Source organism: Citrobacter sp. XT1-2-2 (assembly GCF_023516235.1).
GTDB classification, from domain to species: domain Bacteria; phylum Pseudomonadota; class Gammaproteobacteria; order Enterobacterales; family Enterobacteriaceae; genus Citrobacter; species Citrobacter werkmanii.
Window position 1 is genome coordinate 3,772,050 of sequence record NZ_CP097324.1, and the last position, 19,307, is coordinate 3,791,356.

A 19,307-nucleotide genomic window follows, 5' to 3' on the forward strand; every position below is an offset into this window, starting at 1 on the left:
GGAATGGGTTTTTAAGATGGCAAAGTTGCGGGTAGGAATCGTATTTGGTGGTAAATCAGCGGAACATGAAGTGTCATTGCAATCGGCAAAAAATATTGTCGATGCCATCGACAAGACTCGCTTTGACGTTGTGCTGTTAGGTATTGATAAACAAGGGCAATGGCACGTTAGCGATGCCAGTAACTATCTGCTCAATTCAGACGATCCGGCGCACATTGCGCTGCGTCCTTCCGCGACCAGCCTGGCTCAGGTTCCGGGTAAACAAGAGCACCAGTTGATCGATGCGCAAAACGGTCAGCCGCTGCCGACGGTCGATGTTATTTTCCCGATCGTCCACGGTACGCTGGGTGAAGATGGCTCTTTGCAGGGTATGCTGCGCGTGGCGAATCTGCCGTTCGTCGGTTCTGATGTCCTGGGTTCCGCAGCCTGTATGGATAAAGACGTAACCAAACGTCTGCTGCGCGATGCCGGATTAAATATCGCGCCATTTATTACACTCACTCGCGCGAACCGCAACAATATTAGCTTTGCTGAGGTGCAATCCCGCCTGGGTCTGCCTTTGTTCGTGAAACCCGCCAACCAGGGATCGTCCGTTGGCGTTAGCAAAGTGACCAGTGAAGCACAATACAACCAGGCTGTCGCGCTGGCATTTGAGTTCGATCATAAAGTCGTGGTAGAGCAAGGGATCAAAGGCCGTGAGATCGAATGCGCGGTACTGGGCAACGATCATCCGCAGGCCAGCACCTGTGGTGAGATCGTGCTGAACAGTGATTTTTACGCTTACGACACCAAATACATTGACGATAATGGCGCCAAAGTAGTTGTTCCGGCAGCGATCGCGCCAGAGATTAACGACAAGATCCGCCAGATCGCCATTCAGGCGTACCAGACACTGGGATGTGCCGGCATGGCGCGTGTAGATGTATTCTTAACCGCAGACAACGACGTTGTGATCAATGAGATCAACACCCTGCCGGGCTTCACCAACATCAGTATGTATCCAAAACTATGGCAGACGAGCGGCTTAGGCTATACCGATTTGATCACGCGTCTGATCGAACTGGCGCTGGAGCGCCACGCTGCGGATAGCGCGCTGAAAACCAGTATGTAAACCCGCCAGGATGCCTGATAACTATTGGGCATCCTTCGCTTCATCATCTTCATTTTCCACGCGGCGACGGATAATTAAACCGGCCAGCCAAAAGCTGATTATCCAGGTAACCAGCCCCACCGCATAGGTTTGCCATCCCTGCGCTTCAAAGCCTAATAACCCGACCACGCCATTCAGAATAAAGATAAGCCCAATAGCGAAGGCATAGTAGTGCCAGTCTCGGCGGATTTTTACAGGCAGGTTCATAACGGCTCCGGTGGATATACAACATGGGAAAGCATCCTCGCACATTTCCCCATGGGCGTCTGTGGCATAGGCGTAATTTCTGAAATGTAACTCAATTTAACTTAAGGTTAAATAATTGTGACACACCACAAAAAACCGAAATCCAGGAATAATCTCCACCTGAAATTACCAACATTCTGATATTGACATTCCTGATCACCTGTCAGACTCACACTCAGTTACAGGCATTACGCCAAAAAAGCAGGTTATTTCCGGAGGTCTTTATGGCTGATTTTACGCTCTCAAAATCCCTGTTTAAGGGCAAGCATCGGGATACCTCCTCCCTGCCCGGCAACATTGCGTATGCCGTATTTGTGCTGTTTTGCTTTTGGGCAGGCGCGCAGATTTTAAATTTGCTGGCCCACGCACCCGGTATCTATGAGCAGTTGATGCAGTTGCAAATGCAAGAGACAGGACGCCCGCGCGTTGAAATTGGTTTAGGCGTCGGTACCCTGTTTGGGCTGATCCCTTTCCTGGTCGGTAGCCTGATTCTTGGCGCCGTCGCGACAATTATCCGCTGGCGCCGCCGTCATCATAACGATGACTGAGCCATACACTTCGCCCGACGATCGTCCACGCGTTTAGCAAACCACGCGGTCGTCAGATTACGCGTGATCTTCGGGCTTTCCAACTGAATGCCAGGCAGCATTTCACGAGGTAGCGATTTACCGCTCTTCGCTTCCGCCAGCTTATAGACCTTCTCGTACAGCGCAGTCTCTTCAAAGGCCAGGCTATCGCCCTTTTGCAGTTGCCGGTGGATCTCACTCTCGCTCATCCCCAGCTTCCCGGCCAGCTTGCGTACCGCCAGCTCCGTTTTCCCCGGCTCGCTGCTGCCGTAGAGAATCAAATCCCCGTCCAGCGCCAGCTTCACTCCGCTGGCTTTACTGACTGCATTCTGGAAAGCCGCATTGCGGCTGGCGTACCAGCCGGCATTAAAATCTGCAAAACGGAAGATGGGCGCACTGTAATTCGCCGGATAATTGAGCAGATGATAAGTGCCAAACCACAGTCCGCCGCGTCGGCTGAACACTTCCTGACGGACCGTCCCTGCCATTTTCCATGGATAGCCGCTGGCGTGCTGCTCGGCAAACGCAATGCTGACCTGCATCGGTCCGCCGGTATGCACCGGATTCAGTGAACCAAACAGCGTCTGCCCCATCGGTACCATATTGATGAAATCATCAAAGATGGCACTAAGCTGTTTTTCCGTCTTCACCGTATCCAGACGCTCACTGTAGCTTTTCCCCGTTGGGGAGTTAATCTTCAGCGCAGTGTGCACCACAAACAGCGGAATATGCATGCGCTCGGCGCGACGGTCGATCTCTTTCCAGGCGATTTTACTTAAGCCAGGAACCGCCGGATCGGCCTGGTAGTTTGACTCCTGTTGCGCGACCGCCAGCACCGAACAGATGTTTTCAACCGTTGGCGCCAGCTTCTGGCTTTCAAACGTCTTCGCCAGATCCTGCGCCCACGCATCCCGGTCTTTCACGCTGGCGGGCATTTTCTGGCGCACCACGCTCGCCACATCGACGGCTTTCTCCCCTTTTTTTAACGGCTGCGCGGGTTGGCTACTACATCCCACCAGCACCAATGCTGCCAGTCCGGACCAGGGGTAAAGACGGGAAACCGTCGACATAACATCTCCTTTTGTTAGCTAAGCGTATGGGTAACTTCCTGAATATCCTGGCCATCAAGTTCACGTTCAAAGCTGCGCAGACGCTTATAGATAGACATCAGTTCAACTAAGGTTGTCCAGGAGTTAATCAGATACTGGAACGAGCCGCGCACCTGGCCAAACACGTTGGTAATTTGCGTCATCAAACCGAGCGTAATCGTACCGGCAACAATTGACGGAAACAGCAGGAACAAACCGAAAACGTTATCAACCTGCAGGTACAGAATACGGGCGATATTAAAATACATGTAGTGAAAATAGAGACGGAAATAGTTTTGCCGCACCGCATGGAACAGTTCACGCACCGTCGGCGGCGTTGCACGACTGGCATCATCTTCACCGTATACCAGTTCTTTACGGTAAGCCGCTTCCACACGCTGGTTTTTAAACTCCAGACCCGGAAGTTTGATCCCGACTACCGCCAGCAAGCCGGTTCCCATCAGCGACCAGACAATCGCGGCAATCACCAGCCCATAAGGAACATGTCCAATAATCGGCAGATCAGGAACATGCGCCGACAGCGTAACCAGTACCGGCAAGAAGGCAATCAGCGTCATAATGGCGTTGATAAAGCTGACGCCCATATTTTCCAGCGTGGAGGCAAAACGCATGGTGTCTTCCTGCACACGCTGTGCTGCGCCTTCGATATGACGCAGATGCTGCCAGTGCGCCATATAGTGTTCGTTCATCGCGGTACGCCAGCGGAACACATAGTGACTGACGAAGAAATTGTTCATCACGCCAATGACCACGGCAATCAGCGCAATGCCGAGAAAGATCCCCACTTCATTATAGAACTGCTCAATTTTCACCTTATGCGGTGCGCTGAGCGCGGTTTGAATGAGATCGTAGAATGGCGCATACCAGGCGTTGACGGCGACGCCGACCTCAACCAGAAACCAGGTCACAAAAATTATCAGCGAGGTACCGAGAATGGACCAATACTGCCAGCGGTGCGGGCTGTAGAGAAACCAGAACAGCGCGAACACCCCAACGCAAAGAATGTAATAAGCATAAAAAATCAGGTAATCCAGCGACCAGAAACGCGCTGCGCTAATCGGTACATCCCCCGACGCGCCGGTAATGCGCGCCACCCAGGCTCCCCCACCTGCTTGCCAGAATACAACAGCGACCAGTGCCCAAATAAATGCCGAAATAAAGAACGGTCCCGGCTTTGGGAAAAAAGACTTAAACATAGTGCTCTCCTGCTAACTTCTTATCGTTATGACGACTGCTGTGCGTTTGCCACCGGGAAATGCGGCGGCGAGACGGCTTACGCCAAAAAACACAAGCTGAAACCGACAATTGTGACCAAAACCGTGGCACATAGTTCGCCCCACGGCGATGAAGAATTGTTTCTGTGGTTTTCACACTCGACAACGTTCCAGCATGTGCAGATTATCACAGCGTGAGATCACAAAAGCGAACATCCACAATCCGGGAAACACTCACGTTTACTCATCGTTACGTTTTTCACACTATTATTGGCTGATAAGCGCTTTGCAATACGCCATTGAGTAGTATAAATACGCATACGCACGACATCCTTTTTCACTTTTTCTAACTCATGGACACCACCGTTGAAACGTAGTCTGCTTTTTTCTGCCGCGCTGTGTGCGGCGTCATTGACATCTGTCCAGGCGGCACAGCCTATAACCGATCCGGTCTTCGCCTCAGATATCGTCGATCGTTATGCCGACCATATATTTTACGGCAGTGGTGCTACGGGGATGGCGCTCGTGGTGATTGATGGTAATCAACGCGTATTTCGTAGCTTCGGCGAAACGCGCCCCGGCAATAATGTTCATCCACAACTGGATTCCGTGATTCGCATTGCCTCTATCACTAAATTAATGACCAGCGAAGTGCTGGTGAAATTACTCGATCAGGGCACGGTTAAACTCAACGATCCCTTGAGTAAATATGCACCACCTGGCGCACGCGTGCCGACTTATCAGGGAACGCCAATCACGTTGGTGAATCTGGCGACGCATACCAGCGCGCTGCCGCGCGAACAGCCTGGCGGCGCAGCACATCGCCCGGTGTTTGTCTGGCCAACCCGCGAACAACGCTGGAGCTATCTCTCAACCGCCACGCTTAAAGCCGCGCCAGGATCGCAGGCTTCTTATTCAAATCTGGCATTCGACCTGTTGGCCGACGCGTTGGGAACTGCTGCCGGTAAGCCTTATCCGCAGGTGTTTGAAGAAAAAATCACCCGACCGCTGGGAATGAAAGACACCACCTTTACCCCATCCCCGGATCAATGCAGACGTCTGATGGTCGCGGAAAAAGGCGCCAGCCCTTGTAACAATACCCTGGCGGCAATGGGTAGCGGCGGTGTCTATTCAACGCCCGGCGATATGATGCGCTGGATGCAACAGTATCTCTCTTCTGATTTTTATCATCGCAGCCAGCAAGCCGACCGTATGCAGACGCTGATTTATCAGCGTACGCAGTTAACCAAAGTGATAGGGATGGACGTTCCGGGCAAAGCCGATGCGCTTGGTTTGGGCTGGGTGTATATGGCACCGAAGAATGGCCGCCCGGGAATTATTCAAAAAACCGGTGGTGGCGGTGGTTTTATTACCTATATGGCAATGATTCCGCAGAAAAACGTTGGGGCATTTGTCGTGGTGACCCGTTCTCCGCTGACGCGCTTTACCAATATGAGTGACGGTATTAACGATCTGGTCACAGAGTTGAGCGGAAACAAACCGCAGGTTATTCCCGCATCCTGATTCAATACTCAAAAGGCAAACGTTTAACGCTCACCAGTTTGCCTTTATTCATTTCAATGTAACCACCCTTACGCAATGCCGCGAGGACCTCAGCGACAACTGAGCGTGAAATTCGTGTGCGTTGGTGAATATAGTTCATAACGCCAATACGCGAACGCAGACCTTCGTCCCATTTCGTCATGGATATCAACGTCGCGCGGATCTGATCGTAGGAGTTATTACCAATCAGCTGCAGATCACGCATTTCAAGCATGCGGTTCTGCCAGGCCAACCAGCAGAATGCTTCGCGCCAAAGCTGGCATTGTTCAATTATATTAATCGTTTGTAAGGCAGGAAGATGATATCCCGTACAATAACTTTCGGTCATTAATCTGTATTGTACATCGGTTTTCATCACACCATCTGAAAGCCCCATAATAAATGGTGCCTGCGCAATGCCGACGAGTACATTCTCCCCGCGTCTCAGGGAAACTACACCGCTTAAAATAATAACGGTATCATCGTTATTTACCTCACTGGAATATATAGTTTCTTTATCGTTATCACATTCAAAGTGCTTGCCATATTTCGATAAACATTTATCAAGCTTACTAAATTCAGGAAGAGGTTTATTCGTAGATAACATTGCTCGTTCCTTGCAATAAATGCCCGTCAAATCCGTGACGGGCATTTTCCAGATTAAATTATTTTTTCTCTATGATAGATTTCTTACCAGGTATATTTAACACCAACATTGGCAGACCAGTCTTGATCGACATCGCCACCACCGAGATAATTAGCATCGGTGTACGCGCTGAAGTTTTTGGTAAAGCTGAACTGCGTACCCAGTCCGACACGTACCGCAGAACCTTCTACGCCATTGTCGATAGAGTCGCCGTTTATGTCAGAATCGTTGTTCGAGTCATCGTAAACATAGGCCAGTTTGAAGAACGGGGTCAGCGCCTGGTCATCGCTGTACGCGAAGGTATAACCTGTATCAACCCCCAGTTCATAGCGCATGCTGTCATAAGACTGACCGTCAACTTTCATGTCGTTGCTCAGCTTATAGTCATCACCAGACTGGAACAGGCCGGATACACTACCATAAGGCGTTACGTAGCCAGCGTCACCCAGCGTCAGGTCATAACCCAGTTTCAAGCCAAAGCCCCAGGCATCAGAAGAAGTACTACCATCAACGTACTGACCGTTGCTCATGCTGGCAGACAAATCGTTGTTGAAGTGAGAGTAGCTTAAGTTACCGTCAACAAAGAGATTGTTGGCAAAACGAGCAGAAGAGTAGATATAGGCAGTCTGGCTGTCCTGATCCACTTGACCGGTACGGTCGCTCATATCTCCTTTGGCAAAGCCTGCCGCGGCACCGACAATCCACTTCGCGTTGTTACCATCAATTTTGGAATCAACACCGACCATGATGCCGTTAACATCCTGATCGTAGTTAATGGTGCCGTTATCCGCGTCGAAGCTACCACCGAAGTAGCTGACCCATGCGCCACCGTTATCGACCAGACCATGACGTGCGTTGGTCAGACGAGTACCCACGGTATCTTGTTCCAGGTTCCAGATATTGGTGTTGGCAGAGGGGATGCTCAGCGCCATGTTAGCGTAGTCCGTCAACTCCATCTGCTGCAGAACAACGGTGTTCCCCTGCTGCTGTGCCTGATAGGTGTAAGCGCCCAGGTCAGCTTTATTGGCTGCAGAGAAGGTGGCGTTGGTGTTTACGTCATCAACGTAAATCAGCTCTTTGCCTTTATAATCAGCAACAGTACCTGCACCCGTTGCGTTATCAATGCGAACTTTGTAGTTACCGGTTGCAGCAACAACGTTATCGCTGGTGCTGCTGGCATCAGCTTCGTCGCCGCTATTGATATCACCATTCCCGTTGACGGTCAGGTGACCATCAGAATTCATCGCGATGATACCGTAACCATAATTAGCCTGAGTGGTGTCCCAGGTACGATCGTTGACGAGATCTGAATTCAGTACGTAGTTGTTGCTGTTAATATTGAATACACCGGCGTACACGTTGCCGTTGTTATCAGCCACATTTCCGCTGGTCAGTTCCAGCGTACCGGCGGTAAACAGACTGGAAGCGCCATTATTGCTGGTTTCGACATTCAGCATACCGCCGTTGGTTGCGGTAATGGTGTTGGCATACAAAGCAGCCCCTGACCATGCAGAGCTAACGTCATCAGACAGCGTCACGGTACTGTTAGTGTCAATCGTCAGGTGATCGGTATCAACCGCGCCGTCTTCGCCGATATTCATCGTAGAAGCACCGTTCAGGGTAATGGAATCAGACGTTACGCTGGAACCGTCGGCAACATTAACCTGAGAACCGCTGTTGATAGCCAGGGTATCAATCAGAGACGTTTTCGTGGTATTCCATACAGATCCATTATTCAGTGCGATATCAAATATACCGCTCTGGAAGGAGTTTGCACTGTTAACACGGTTCCAGTTGTCAGAACTTGTCGCATTTGGCTCTAAGCTGTTAGCTGCAATATCATAGAACTGTGAAGGGGTCACGGTGTCATAGTCAATATTGGCTGCCCCCGTCCAACTGCTATTATTCAGCGTCAGAGTCAGGTGATCGACGTTTTGATCGTCATCATCCCAGCCGCCGTGGGTATAATCTGAAGTAGAACCATCAACCAGATGGCCAGCGGAATCAAAATTGCTGTTCCAGGTACTCGTAAACATAACATCGCCTAACAACTGAGAATTGTTCAGCGTGACGGTGTTTACCATACGATTAGCAGAAGCGCTGTTATCTGTGAACGATAGTGCAACATCATCCTGGGTTGAGGAATTACTGTAATCACTCGGCTCTGCAGAGTTACCAAAGTGCCCCGTTGATTCATCAGCAGTATAAGAACCCGACGTGACGGTTGAGTCATTTACCGTAATGGTGTTATCCCACTGAGTTGCGCCAGTGGTATACGCCGCATTGGTGGTATCACCCTGCTCCAGGCTAATACCTGCAACATGTGAATTATTACTAATATTGATAGCGCTTTCGACATCCAGCGTTACCGCCGTTCCCAGTCCAGCTACAGAATATGTTTCGTAGACTGACTTCGATGTTGTGCCATCCAGATAGGTATCGGTGTAATAAAATGCTTCATAGTCATCATCAATCGTCGAGTTATTGATATTTAATGTGAAGATATCACCGTCAACCCAGTCATGCGCAATCGCATCATTAAAGCCAGATACCTGCTTAGAGGTAATCATACCGTGAATCGTGGAATTGGTTACATTCACGGTATTTGCCGTATCGTCTGCATAATCGCGGTTCAGATAATACGTCGAAACAACGCCATTCACCGTATCGCCAGAGAATGAGGTGTCGAAATAGCTGCTATCGGTTGCTGCGTTGTTATAAACATAACCACTGTAGGTCATGTAGTCAGCATCTGACGTGTTATATGTGGTCGCATCGTCGTGAAAACCAAAGGTATCGTAAGTGGTAGCATTTGCCTGAGAAGTGATTGCCAAAGTGCAGGCTAATGCTAATTGTGAGACTACGAGTTTCTTTTTCCAGGTGTGCATTTGTCATCCCTCCTCAGGGACGTAATATTGTTGATCCATCAATTATCAATGCAAAGAAAACATTTTATGTTTCGCAGGAAGGATTATGCGGCGTCATGGATGAAAGGTTCAATTATTCTTTGCCTTTAGTCCGAAAGCAGACCATAAATAAGACAATTAAGAAAATTCCATAAGAAGAATTAAAACACTTTTAAATTCAGAGCATTAAAATAATAAAAACCTCCAACACATACACTTACCCTATCATTTAAAAAGAAATAAAAAACACAAGCAATAAATAATACCCCCCCTCGCAACTTAATTAAACATTAAACAAAGCTGAACCAGGATTAAAACCAATCGATATCTAAAATAATTAACATCGCAAAAATATAAATAGTATATATGTAAAAGAGGTTATTAAGAGTGGAACCTCACTCGCATAACACCAACTTTCGTAAACCACCCGCCCTCAGGTTCAGGTATACTGCGACCTTCGATTCCACAAACATCAGGCATACCATGACAGACCTAATCCATCGCCCTCGCCGCCTGCGCAAATCTCCTGCGCTACGCGCTATGTTTGAAGAGACAACACTCAGCTTAAATGACCTGGTGTTGCCGATCTTTGTTGAAGAAGAACTCGACGATTACAAAGCCATCGACGCCATGCCGGGCGTGATGCGCATTCCAGAGAAACACCTGGCGCGCGAAATTGAACGCATTGCCAATGCAGGTATCCGTTCGGTCATGACCTTCGGCATTTCCCACCACACCGACGACACCGGCAGTGATGCCTGGAAAGAAGATGGTCTGGTGGCGCGCATGTCGCGTATCTGTAAGCAGACCGTACCGGAAATGATCGTCATGTCCGACACCTGCTTCTGTGAGTACACCTCGCATGGTCACTGCGGCGTGTTGTGCGATCACGGCGTCGATAATGATTTAACCCTTGCCAACCTCGGCAAACAGGCAGTCGTTGCTGCCGCTGCGGGTGCAGATTTCATCGCCCCTTCCGCCGCAATGGATGGTCAGGTGCAGGCGATTCGCCAGGCGCTGGATGCTGCGGGCTTCACCGATACCGCGATAATGTCCTACTCCACTAAGTTTGCCTCTTCTTTCTATGGCCCGTTCCGTGAAGCAGCAGGTACAGCGCTGAAGGGCGATCGTAAAACCTATCAGATGAACCCGATGAACCGCCGCGAGGCGATTCGCGAATCACTGCTGGATGAAGCCCAGGGTGCAGACTGCCTGATGGTGAAACCGGCCGGCGCGTACCTCGATATTCTGCGCGATATCCGCGAACGCACCGAATTGCCAATTGGCGCTTATCAGGTCAGCGGTGAATACGCGATGATCAAGTTCGCGGCGATGGCGGGTGCTATCGATGAAGAGAAAGTGGTGCTGGAAAGCTTAGGTTCGATCAAACGCGCGGGCGCGGATCTGATCTTCAGCTACTTTGCGCTGGATCTGGCTGAGAAAAAAATCCTGCGTTAATTGACCTTGTGCCGGATGGCGGCTTCGCCTCATCCGGCCTGTTATCGCCAGGTCCGGTCAGCGAAGCGCCAGCGGTTATTCACCCGGCCCGATAAAACGGCTTGTCTCCAAGAATTGTCGCCCGGTGCATAATACGCCGCTGCGGCAGATAATCCGCGTTGGCATAGTGCTGCGTCACGCGATTATCCCAAATCGCCACATCGTTAGGCTGCCAGCGCCAGCGCACCTGGAACTCCGGTTTGGTGATATGCGCGAACAAAAAGCCCAGCAGCGCCTCGCTCTCTTTTTCCGTCACATCGACAATTCGCGTAGTAAACCCTTCATTCACAAACAGCGCTTGCTTGCCACTCACAGGATGGGTACGCACCACCGGATGCAATAACGGTGGATGTTTGGCGACCGCCTCCAGCCAGCGCTGATGCTCCTCTGGCGTCTGGCGATATTTATATTCCTGAAATGATTTACGAAAATCATGCTCTGCCCGCAGGCCGCTCAGCAACTGGCGAAACGGCTGTGAAAGAGCATCATAAGCAGCAATCCCGCTGGTCCACAGGGTGTCTCCGCCTGTCGATGGCAGCTCTTTCGCCGCCAGAATCGCTCCGGCGGGCGGCGTGTCGATAAACGTCACATCAGTGTGCCAGTTGTCGTTATCGGGCGGATTATCGTTGTGGGTATCCAGCACGATTATTTCGTCCACCCCTTCGGCATGTGGGTAGACCGGGTGAATATGCAGGTCGCCAAAACGTAGCGCCAGCGCGCGCTGCTGCTGTGGCGTAATCACCTGCTCGCGCAGGAACACCACCTGATGGCGCAATACAGCATGATAAAGCTGTTCAAACTGGTTATCGCTTAATGGGCGCGTTAAATCCGCGCCGGTAATTTGTGCGCCAATATATGGTCCCAGCGGGGTAATGCTCAGACGTTCACTCATTGTACTTCTCCATGCCAGGGCGTCAGACGGCGCTGAAGCGCGCGCAGACCCAGCTCTAAAATAAACGCGATAACGGCAATTACCGCGATCCCCGCCAGCACAACATCCGTTGCCAGAAACTCACCGGCTGATTGCACCATGAATCCTAAACCTCGCGTCGCGGCAATCAGCTCCGCCGCCACCAGGGTCGACCACCCCACGCCCAGTCCAATGCGCAGTCCGGTCAAAATCTCCGGCAAGGCACCTGGTAAAATCACAAACCACAGCACCTGCGCACGGCTGGCCCCCAGCGACTGCGCGGCCCGGATTCTCACCTGCTGCGCACTTTTTACGCCCGCCAGCGCCGACATCGCCACAGGGGCGAAAATCGCCAGGTAAATCAGCAGGATCTTGGAGGTTTCACCAATACCAAACCAGATAACCATCAGCGGCAAATAGGCCAATGGCGGAACCGGACGATACAATTCAATGATTGGATCGAGAATGCCGCGAATCGTCGGACTCAGCCCCATGGCGATACCGACCGGAATCCCCAACAGCACCGCCGCCAGCAGCGCGATAACAATACGCGTCAAACTGGCCGCCAGATGCTGCCACAGCGTGGCATCCATAAACCCCTGCGGCCCGGCAATACTGATGAGCTTTTGCAAAACCTGGCCCGGCGGCGGCAGAAACAACGGGCTGATTAACTGCAGCGCCGCCACCGTCCACCACAGCGCCAAAATGACGGCCAGCGTACCGAGGCTTAAAGTCATCTGGCGCGAGAACGGCCAACGCCAGTTCAGCGCCCGTGGGCGGCGGGGTTTGTCATTAATCACCACGCTCATGAGAAGGCCTCCCGTTGTTCAAAGACACGACTTAACACATACTCGCGCATGGCGATAAACTGCGGATCGGACTTAATGCTGCGACTCGCCTCTCCGGCCACAAAACGCCGGGCGAAATTAAGCGGCAATCGTTCCAGCACCCGGCCAGGGCCTGGCGACAGCAATACCAGTTCCGTGGCCATAAACACCGCTTCTTCGATATCATGGGTAATCAACAGCACCTGTTTCCCCGTTTCATGCCAAAGTTTCAGCAGCAGGGTTTGCATCTGCTCGCGGGTAAAGGCGTCGAGCGCGCCAAACGGCTCATCGAGTAGCAACAACTGCGGGTTGGCCGCCAGCGCCCGGGCTATGCCGACGCGCTGACGCTGCCCACCGGAAAGCTGCCAGATAAAGCGTTTTTCCGCGCCCTCCAGCCCCACTTTTTGCAACATTTCCTGAGCAATTCGCTGACGCTGCGGCTTCTCCATGCCCGTCAGTTGCAGACCGAAGGTGACGTTGTCCTGCACGTTGCGCCAGGGCAACAGACCTTCATTCTGAAACACCACTCCACGTTCTGCGCCAGGTCCTTCGACCTTACTGCCCGCCAGCATAATGCTGCCGTGTTGATACGGTACAAATCCGGCAATCAGATTTAACAATGTGGTTTTCCCACAACCGGAAGGTCCCAGCACCACCAGCAGTTCACCGCTATCGAGCGTCAGGTTGATATCCTCAAGCACCGGTTTGCCGCCGTAACTGGCATTAAGATGAGAGATTTGCAGCATTAGCGTCCCCTTTATTGCACGAAACGATCGGTCACGTACTGGCTATAATCCGTCGCTACGGCGGGCACTTTGCCCTGCTCTTTAAGGAACTGCGCGGTGTCGATAATCGCTTTGTTTACCGGTCCGGTAAGCTCGGCGGTTTGCTGCTGCGGAGTCAGATAAGTGTTACCTTTCACCAGCCCCGGCACATCCGCCTCTGGCACACCGCTTAAGCGTGCCAACTTGCTGATATTCTCCGGTTGTTTGAGCCAGGCATCCGGGTTGGCGATATAGGGCTGCTGCGCATCGATGGCGCTTTTCGCAAATGCTTTCACTACCTCAGGGTATTTCTCGGCAAAATCTTTGCGTACCACCCACACGTCCAGCGTTGGCGCCCCCCATTCACCGACTTTTTCCGAGTCAGTCAGTACCTTGCCGTCTTTTTCCAGCGCATTGACTGCAGGCGCCCAGACGTACGCGCCGTCAATATCTCCGCGCTGCCAGGCGGCAATAATCGCCGGTGGCTGAAGGTTCACAATCTCTACCTGGCCGGGTTTAATCCCCCAATGTTTCAGCGCTGCCAGCAGGCTGTAATGGGTGGTGGAAATAAACGGCACGGCAATGCGCTTACCAATCAAATCTTCCGGTTTACTGATGTTTTTCTTCACCACCAGCGCTTCAGAATTGCCGAGCTTTGATGCCAGCAGGAAAACCTCAATCGGCACCTGCTGACTGGCCGCTACCGCCAGCGGGCTGGAGCCGAGGTTACCGATCTGTACGTCGCCGGATGCCAACGCGCGGACAATACTCGCGCCGCTGTCAAACTTGCGCCAGTCAACGGTGGCTCCGCTCTCTTTAGCAAAAGTGTTATCCGCCTGCGCCACTTTGGCGGGTTCGGCGGAAGTTTGATACGCGACGGTGACGTTCACCGCCTGCGCCTGAAATGCGATGAATGCCAGTGCGGCAAGAAGTGCGTTACGCGATGAATTAGCCATGATTGTCTGCTCCCCTGTCTTGTTATAGGAGGCAGTATTTCGTTGCGGCCCACTTTGATAAAGGAATTAAAAATTCTGGCTAAGAACAAAGCGTTTTTAGAAAAAAACCGGCAATAGTTAGCTCAAAAATGCATGTAATCGTAGGCCGGATAAGGTGCTTGCGCCGCCATCCGGCAATGAATGCCTGATGCGCTACGCTTATCAGGCCTACTCTCGCTGCACAGCCTGTAAATTATTGCGATTTTGTTACATTCGTTACATAACTGCGCCTGGATGATTGCCAGCGCTGCGCTGGCAGGCATCATAGACGCTATTGTCAGGCAAGAGAGCAATATCATGATTCATGTTGTGCTGGTGGATGACCATGTGGTGGTGCGTTCCGGCTTTGCGCAATTACTCAGTCTCGAAGACGATCTCAACGTCACCGGTCAATTCAGTAGCGCGGCGGAGGCCTGGCCTGCATTACTGCATGATGACGTCAACGTCGCGGTGATGGACATCGCCATGCCGGATGAAAATGGCCTGAGCCTGTTAAAACGACTGCGGGCGCAGAAGCCCGGTTTTCGCGCCATTATTCTCAGCATTTATGACTCGCCGACGTTTGTACAAAGTGCACTGGACGCTGGCGCCAGCGGCTATCTGACCAAACGCTGCGGACCCGAAGAACTGGTGCAAGCGGTACGATCGGTGGGTATGGGCGGGCATTATCTGTGCGCCGATGCGCTGCGGGCGTTACGCGGCGGCGAGCAGCCCGCGCAGGTTCTGGAGGTACTGACCCCGCGCGAGCGCGAAGTGTTTGATCTATTGGTCAAAGGCGACAGCGTGAAAGAAATTGCCTTTAAGCTCGACCTCAGCCACAAAACGGTTCACGTTCACCGCGCGAACGTGCTGGGCAAACTGCAATGCCACAGCACTATTGAGCTGGTGCATTTTGCCCTCGACCACCAGCTACTGACGGGGCATTAATGTCGCGTAACCTTCGTCATTGGGTAATCTCCCTGTTTATTCTGCTGGCCTGGGGATCGGGCTGGTTGATGCTGTGGACGCTGGGGTTTTACCTGACCCACAACGGTCAGCAGGCGGCATTATTCCTGCCACACGGGGTCTATCTTGCACTGTTGATTCTGCTTTCTCGCCGCTACTGGCCCGCGCTGGTGCTGCCGCCGGTACTGATGCTGTTCTGGCTGCACAGCGAGCAATTATTGAATGGCTATATTTTGCTGGTAGCCCCATTAATTAGCCTTCTTCCGGCAAGCATCGGTCAGTCATACTGGCACCGCTTCCCCCTGTACTGGCAGCGCTTAACGCTGCTGCTGGCCGCGGTAACAATTACCTCATTGCTTAATACCGGACTGCTGTCACCGTTTATCGAAAGCCCGGCAACGTTAATTGGCCTGGCGTCGTTTACCGGCGGCGTGCTGCTGACGCCGTTTGTCTATCTGATCTATGAATTTCTGCGCCAGCAGCACCGTTATCATTTGCTCGGGTTGGATACCACCAATCCCCCGATGCGCACCTCGCTTATCATCTGGTGCAGCCTGTTTTTTATTATTGGCATTGGCACGCAGATGGTACTGTCGCCGGATATCGAGCGCCTGCTGCTGATCGTGGTGTTTTTACCAAACGTGGTGATGGCATGGAAATTCGGCTGGCAGGGCGGCGTGTTGTCTGGATTGCTCGGCAGCATGATGATCACCATCGCCCGGCAGATAGGCGTGGGGTTCAGTAATCTTCTTGAACTGGAGATTTTTCTCGCGACGCAGGCGTTGCTGGGTATTGGTCTTGGCATCGCCATCAGCCGCCAGCAGCATCTGGCGCAAAACTTGCACCATTATCGCCAGCGTCTGGAAGCCGAACTGGCGGCACGCCGTGCGCTGACCGAACAGCTGATTCGTACCGAGGAAGACACGCGAAAAAGTTTAGCGCGTGAACTGCATGACGAAATAGGCCAGAACATCACCGCCATCCAGATTCAGACGCAACTGGTCAAACGCGCGCCGGGTCGCGAGCAAACGCTTGAGGCAGCGAATCAGATCAACGATCTTGCCCGGCGCATTCACCACTCCACCCGCCAACTTCTGCGCCAGTTGCGCCCGCCCGCGCTTGATGAACTGTCTTTCAAAGATGCGCTGTATCATCTGGTGAATGAATTTGCCTTTGCCGAGCGGGGCATCCGCTGCCGATTTAATTACCATCTGGAAAATACGCCAGAAAATGAAACGGTGCGCTTCACGCTGTATCGCCTGATGCAGGAACTGCTCAATAACATCTGTAAGCATGCCGATGCCAGCGAGGTATCGATTACGCTACGCCAGCGGGAACACCGTCTGTCACTGGAAGTCGATGACAACGGCGTGGGTATCCTCCCGGAAAAAATCCCCGGTTTCGGTATCCAGGGCATACGTGAGCGGGTAAGCGCCCTCGGTGGCGAACTCACGCTGGAATCGAACCACGGCACGCGGGTAATTGTTAACCTGCCCACAAATTTGCAACAAACCAGCCGCTAACCAGGAAAAAGTCTTAGTCACTGCGGACTTTCTCTCATCCCCTTTTGCTTTCACTTTCCTATAGTCAGCACAAACGGAGACCGCCATGCACGCACGCGAAACAGACCAACAATACCGGACGCTACGTCCACAATTGCTGATGTGCATGGTGATTGGCTACGCCGCGTTTTATCTGACGCGCAAAAGCGTCAACTATGTACTCCCGGCGCTGCAAACGGATCTGGGGCTGGATAAAGGCGATATCGGTCTGCTGGGATCGCTGTTTTATCTGACCTACGGCCTGTCGAAATTCGCCGCCGGATTGTGGCACGACAGCCATGGGCAGCGCGCATTCATGGGAATCGGCCTGTTCGCCACTGGTGTTTTGAACGTGGTGTTCGCCTTTGGTGAATCGCTGACGCTGCTGCTGGCGGTCTGGACGTTGAACGGATTTTTCCAGGGCTGGGGCTGGCCGCCCTGCGCCCGCCTGCTGACCCACTGGTACTCGCGCAACGAACGCGGCTTCTGGTGGGGTTGCTGGAATATGTCGATCAACATCGGCGGGGCCATCATCCCGCTGATTAGCGCCTTTGCCGCCCTCTGGTGGGGCTGGCAGGCAGCGATGCTGGCACCAGGGATAATCAGCATGGCGTTAGGTATCTGGCTCACCCTGCAACTGAAAGGCACGCCCCAGGAAGAGGGATTACCGACAGTTGGAGAGTGGCGGCACGATCCGCTGGAGCTACGTCAGGAGCAGCAGAGCCCGCCGATGGGGCTGTGGCAAATGTTACGCACCACCATGCTGAAAAATCCGATGATCTGGCTGCTTGGCGTGTCGTATGTACTGGTCTATTTGATCCGCATTGCACTCAACGACTGGGGCAACATCTGGCTGACGGAAAGCCACGGCGTGAATCTACTCAGCGCCAATGCCACGGTGATGTTGTTTGAAGTCGGCGGCTTGCTCGGCGCGCTATTTGCCGGATGGGGATCGGATCTGCTGTTCAGCGGTCAGCGCGCGCCGATGATATTGCTGTTCACGCTGGGGCTGATGGTCTCCGTCGCCGCCCTGTGGCTGGCCCCGGTGCACCACTATGCGCTGCTGGCAGTGTGTTTCTTTACCGTGGGCTTTTTTGTGTTTGGCCCGCAGATGTTGATTGGTCTGGCTGCTGTCGAATGCGGACACAAAGCGGCGGCAGGTTCAATCACCGGTTTTCTCGGGCTGTTCGCCTATCTGGGGGCCGCGCTGGCGGGTTGGCCGCTGTCGCTGGTCATAGAACACTACGGCTGGTCGGGAATGTTCAGTTTGCTCTCGGTTGCCGCTGTTTTTATGGGTTTATTGCTGATGCCATTGCTCATTGCAGGCATTCCCCCTTCTCTCAGTCAAAGGATAAAACAATGAAACTGACGCTTACCTCTACCCTGATTGCCTCCGCTCTGACGCTGGCGGCCTTCAGCAGTGCGGCACAAGCTCAAGGACGTCTGGTGGTGTATTGCAGCGCCACCAACGAGATGTGCGAAACCGAAACCAAAGCCTTCGGCGACAAATATGATGTGAAAACCTCATTTATTCGTAACGGCTCCGGCAGCACGCTGGCGAAGGTCGATGCCGAGAAGAAAAACCCGCAGGCGGATGTGTGGTACGGCGGTACGCTGGATCCACAATCCCAGGCCGGTGAAATGGGCCTGCTGCAGCCGTACAAATCGCCTAACCTCGCGCAGATCATGGAGAAGTTCCGCGATCCGGCGAAAGTAAAGGGTAACCTCTCCTCGGCGGTGTATGTCGGTATTCTGGGCTTTGGCGTTAATACTCAACGCCTGAAAGAGAAAAACCTGCCGGTACCGAAATGCTGGAAGGATCTGACCAAACCAGAATACAAAGGGGAAATCCAGATTGCTGACCCACAGAGTTCAGGCACCGCCTACACCGCGCTGGCGACCTTCGCTCAGCTTTGGGGTGAGGATCAGGCTTTTGATTACCTGAAACAGCTCAACGCCAACGTCTCCCAGTACACCAAATCCGGCATTGCTCCGGCGCGTAATGCCGCCCGTGGCGAAACGGCGATCGGCATTGGCTTCCTGCACGACTACTCGCTGGAAAAAGAACAGGGCGCCCCGCTGGAGCTGATCTCCCCGTGCGAAGGCACCGGCTATGAAATTGGCGGCGTCAGCATCCTGAAAGGCGCGCGTAACCTCGACAACGCCAAACTGTTCGTTGATTGGGTGCTGTCGAAAGACGCCCAGGAGTTGGCATGGAAGAAAGGTAAATCCTATCAGATCCTGACCAACACCACCGCCGAGACCTCGCCGAACTCGCTGAAGCTCGACGACCTGAAGCTTATCAACTACGACATGGATAAGTACGGCTCGACCGACGTACGTAAAGCCCTGATCAATAAGTGGGTTAGCGAAGTGAAGATGGGTAAATAAGCCCACGTTGCGTTCATTTGCCGGGTGCGGCGTAAGCGCCCGCCCGGCCTGAAATACC

At 52.7% G+C, this 19,307-nt stretch carries 17 protein-coding genes; 8 read left to right on the top strand and 9 right to left on the bottom strand.

The window, feature by feature from the left end; translation table 11 throughout:
* The first annotated feature begins 16 nt into the window (after positions 1-16).
* On the top strand, positions 17-1,111 hold the full coding sequence (gene ddlA, locus M4I31_RS18055) for a D-alanine--D-alanine ligase (RefSeq protein ID WP_085047769.1): 1,095 nt from the start codon (positions 17-19) through the stop codon (positions 1,109-1,111).
* Positions 1,112-1,132: 21 nt separating this feature from the next.
* Here ddlA and M4I31_RS18060 read toward each other — a convergent pair whose 3' ends face one another.
* Positions 1,133-1,357 (bottom strand): DUF2754 domain-containing protein, encoded by a 225-nt coding sequence (locus M4I31_RS18060; RefSeq protein ID WP_038638102.1) that lies wholly within the window; start codon positions 1,355-1,357, stop codon positions 1,133-1,135.
* A 263-nt stretch (positions 1,358-1,620) separates the two neighbouring features.
* Between M4I31_RS18060 and M4I31_RS18065 the strand changes: the two genes are divergently transcribed.
* The gene (locus M4I31_RS18065) at positions 1,621-1,944 is read left to right on the top strand and encodes a YaiY family protein (protein ID WP_038638099.1); all 324 of its coding nucleotides are present in this window, start codon (positions 1,621-1,623) and stop codon (positions 1,942-1,944) included.
* Here M4I31_RS18065 and M4I31_RS18070 read toward each other — a convergent pair.
* Together M4I31_RS18070 and sbmA are read right to left on the bottom strand one after the other, a co-directional pair.
* Positions 1,929-3,032, bottom strand: a complete 1,104-nt coding sequence (locus tag M4I31_RS18070; protein ID WP_069323930.1) for a DUF1615 domain-containing protein — start codon at positions 3,030-3,032, stop codon at positions 1,929-1,931. The genes M4I31_RS18065 and M4I31_RS18070 overlap by 16 nt on opposite strands.
* Positions 3,033-3,046: 14 nt before the next feature.
* Entirely contained in the window at positions 3,047-4,267 is a 1,221-nt protein-coding gene (sbmA, locus tag M4I31_RS18075) for a peptide antibiotic transporter SbmA (protein WP_038638093.1), read from the bottom strand.
* 384 nt (positions 4,268-4,651) lie between these two features.
* On the opposite strand from sbmA, the gene ampH reads away from it, so the two are divergent.
* A complete protein-coding gene (gene ampH, locus M4I31_RS18080) occupies positions 4,652-5,809 on the top strand; it encodes a D-alanyl-D-alanine-carboxypeptidase/endopeptidase AmpH (RefSeq protein WP_038638090.1) in 1,158 nt (385 codons plus the stop codon).
* Position 5,810: 1 nt separating this feature from the next.
* Here the strand turns inward: ampH and iprA are convergent, their stop codons facing one another.
* On the bottom strand, positions 5,811-6,434 hold the full coding sequence (iprA, locus tag M4I31_RS18085; RefSeq protein WP_085047658.1) for a hydrogen peroxide resistance inhibitor IprA: 624 nt from the start codon (positions 6,432-6,434) through the stop codon (positions 5,811-5,813).
* An 83-nt stretch (positions 6,435-6,517) separates the two neighbouring features.
* Positions 6,518-9,361: an autotransporter outer membrane beta-barrel domain-containing protein gene (locus tag M4I31_RS18090; protein WP_085047659.1), complete on the bottom strand. Its 2,844-nt coding sequence runs from the start codon at positions 9,359-9,361 to the stop codon at positions 6,518-6,520.
* A 501-nt stretch (positions 9,362-9,862) separates the two neighbouring features.
* Here M4I31_RS18090 and hemB point away from each other — a divergent pair.
* Positions 9,863-10,837 carry a porphobilinogen synthase gene (gene hemB, locus M4I31_RS18095; protein WP_085047660.1) on the top strand — a complete coding sequence of 325 codons (975 nt, stop codon included), beginning with the start codon at positions 9,863-9,865 and terminating at the stop codon, positions 10,835-10,837.
* A gap of 79 nt (positions 10,838-10,916) precedes the next feature.
* Here the strand turns inward: hemB and tauD are convergent, their stop codons facing one another.
* Genes tauD through tauA form a run of 4 tightly spaced genes read right to left on the bottom strand, consistent with a single transcriptional unit; the run spans position 10,917 to position 14,333 of the window.
* On the bottom strand, positions 10,917-11,768 hold the full coding sequence (tauD, locus tag M4I31_RS18100; RefSeq protein ID WP_038638080.1) for a taurine dioxygenase: 852 nt from the start codon (positions 11,766-11,768) through the stop codon (positions 10,917-10,919).
* A complete protein-coding gene (tauC, locus tag M4I31_RS18105) occupies positions 11,765-12,595 on the bottom strand; it encodes a taurine ABC transporter permease TauC (protein WP_079225266.1) in 831 nt (276 codons plus the stop codon). Before tauC ends, tauD begins: the two co-directional genes overlap by 4 nt.
* Entirely contained in the window at positions 12,592-13,359 is a 768-nt protein-coding gene (gene tauB, locus M4I31_RS18110; RefSeq protein ID WP_069323927.1) for a taurine ABC transporter ATP-binding subunit, read from the bottom strand. Before tauB ends, tauC begins: the two co-directional genes overlap by 4 nt.
* 11 nt (positions 13,360-13,370) lie before the next feature.
* Positions 13,371-14,333, bottom strand: coding sequence for a taurine ABC transporter substrate-binding protein (gene tauA, locus M4I31_RS18115; RefSeq protein ID WP_069323926.1), 963 nt, complete (start codon positions 14,331-14,333; stop codon positions 13,371-13,373).
* 336 nt (positions 14,334-14,669) lie between these two features.
* Here tauA and M4I31_RS18120 point away from each other — a divergent pair, with 336 nt between their 5' ends.
* From M4I31_RS18120 to M4I31_RS18135, 4 genes are all read left to right on the top strand, one after another.
* Positions 14,670-15,299: a response regulator transcription factor gene (locus tag M4I31_RS18120; protein ID WP_038638064.1), complete on the top strand. Its 630-nt coding sequence runs from the start codon at positions 14,670-14,672 to the stop codon at positions 15,297-15,299.
* Positions 15,299-16,840, top strand: coding sequence for an MASE1 domain-containing protein (locus M4I31_RS18125; RefSeq protein ID WP_085047661.1), 1,542 nt, complete (start codon positions 15,299-15,301; stop codon positions 16,838-16,840). Before M4I31_RS18120 ends, M4I31_RS18125 begins: the two co-directional genes overlap by 1 nt.
* Positions 16,841-16,925: 85 nt before the next feature.
* Positions 16,926-18,221, top strand: coding sequence for an MFS transporter family glucose-6-phosphate receptor UhpC (uhpC, locus tag M4I31_RS18130; RefSeq protein WP_085047662.1), 1,296 nt, complete (start codon positions 16,926-16,928; stop codon positions 18,219-18,221).
* Positions 18,218-19,249 (top strand): ABC transporter substrate-binding protein, encoded by a 1,032-nt coding sequence (locus tag M4I31_RS18135; protein WP_069323924.1) that lies wholly within the window; start codon positions 18,218-18,220, stop codon positions 19,247-19,249. Before uhpC ends, M4I31_RS18135 begins: the two co-directional genes overlap by 4 nt.
* The last annotated feature ends 58 nt before the right edge of the window (positions 19,250-19,307 follow it).

Bases quoted from the DNA above. Each gene is read 5' to 3' on its own strand.
- ddlA (WP_085047769.1), top strand. From the start codon at position 17: ATGGCAAAGTTGCGGGTAGGAATCGTATTTGGTGGTAAATCAGCGGAA.
- M4I31_RS18060 (WP_038638102.1), bottom strand. From the start codon at position 1,357: ATGAACCTGCCTGTAAAAATCCGCCGAGACTGGCACTACTATGCCTTC.
- M4I31_RS18065 (WP_038638099.1), top strand. From the start codon at position 1,621: ATGGCTGATTTTACGCTCTCAAAATCCCTGTTTAAGGGCAAGCATCGG.
- M4I31_RS18070 (WP_069323930.1), bottom strand. From the start codon at position 3,032: ATGTCGACGGTTTCCCGTCTTTACCCCTGGTCCGGACTGGCAGCATTG.
- sbmA (WP_038638093.1), bottom strand. From the start codon at position 4,267: ATGTTTAAGTCTTTTTTCCCAAAGCCGGGACCGTTCTTTATTTCGGCA.
- iprA (WP_085047658.1), bottom strand. From the start codon at position 6,434: ATGTTATCTACGAATAAACCTCTTCCTGAATTTAGTAAGCTTGATAAA.
- M4I31_RS18090 (WP_085047659.1), bottom strand. From the start codon at position 9,361: ATGCACACCTGGAAAAAGAAACTCGTAGTCTCACAATTAGCATTAGCC.
- hemB (WP_085047660.1), top strand. From the start codon at position 9,863: ATGACAGACCTAATCCATCGCCCTCGCCGCCTGCGCAAATCTCCTGCG.
- tauD (WP_038638080.1), bottom strand. From the start codon at position 11,768: ATGAGTGAACGTCTGAGCATTACCCCGCTGGGACCATATATTGGCGCA.
- tauC (WP_079225266.1), bottom strand. From the start codon at position 12,595: ATGAGCGTGGTGATTAATGACAAACCCCGCCGCCCACGGGCGCTGAAC.
- tauB (WP_069323927.1), bottom strand. From the start codon at position 13,359: ATGCTGCAAATCTCTCATCTTAATGCCAGTTACGGCGGCAAACCGGTG.
- tauA (WP_069323926.1), bottom strand. From the start codon at position 14,333: ATGGCTAATTCATCGCGTAACGCACTTCTTGCCGCACTGGCATTCATC.
- M4I31_RS18120 (WP_038638064.1), top strand. From the start codon at position 14,670: ATGATTCATGTTGTGCTGGTGGATGACCATGTGGTGGTGCGTTCCGGC.
- M4I31_RS18125 (WP_085047661.1), top strand. From the start codon at position 15,299: ATGTCGCGTAACCTTCGTCATTGGGTAATCTCCCTGTTTATTCTGCTG.
- uhpC (WP_085047662.1), top strand. From the start codon at position 16,926: ATGCACGCACGCGAAACAGACCAACAATACCGGACGCTACGTCCACAA.
- M4I31_RS18135 (WP_069323924.1), top strand. From the start codon at position 18,218: ATGAAACTGACGCTTACCTCTACCCTGATTGCCTCCGCTCTGACGCTG.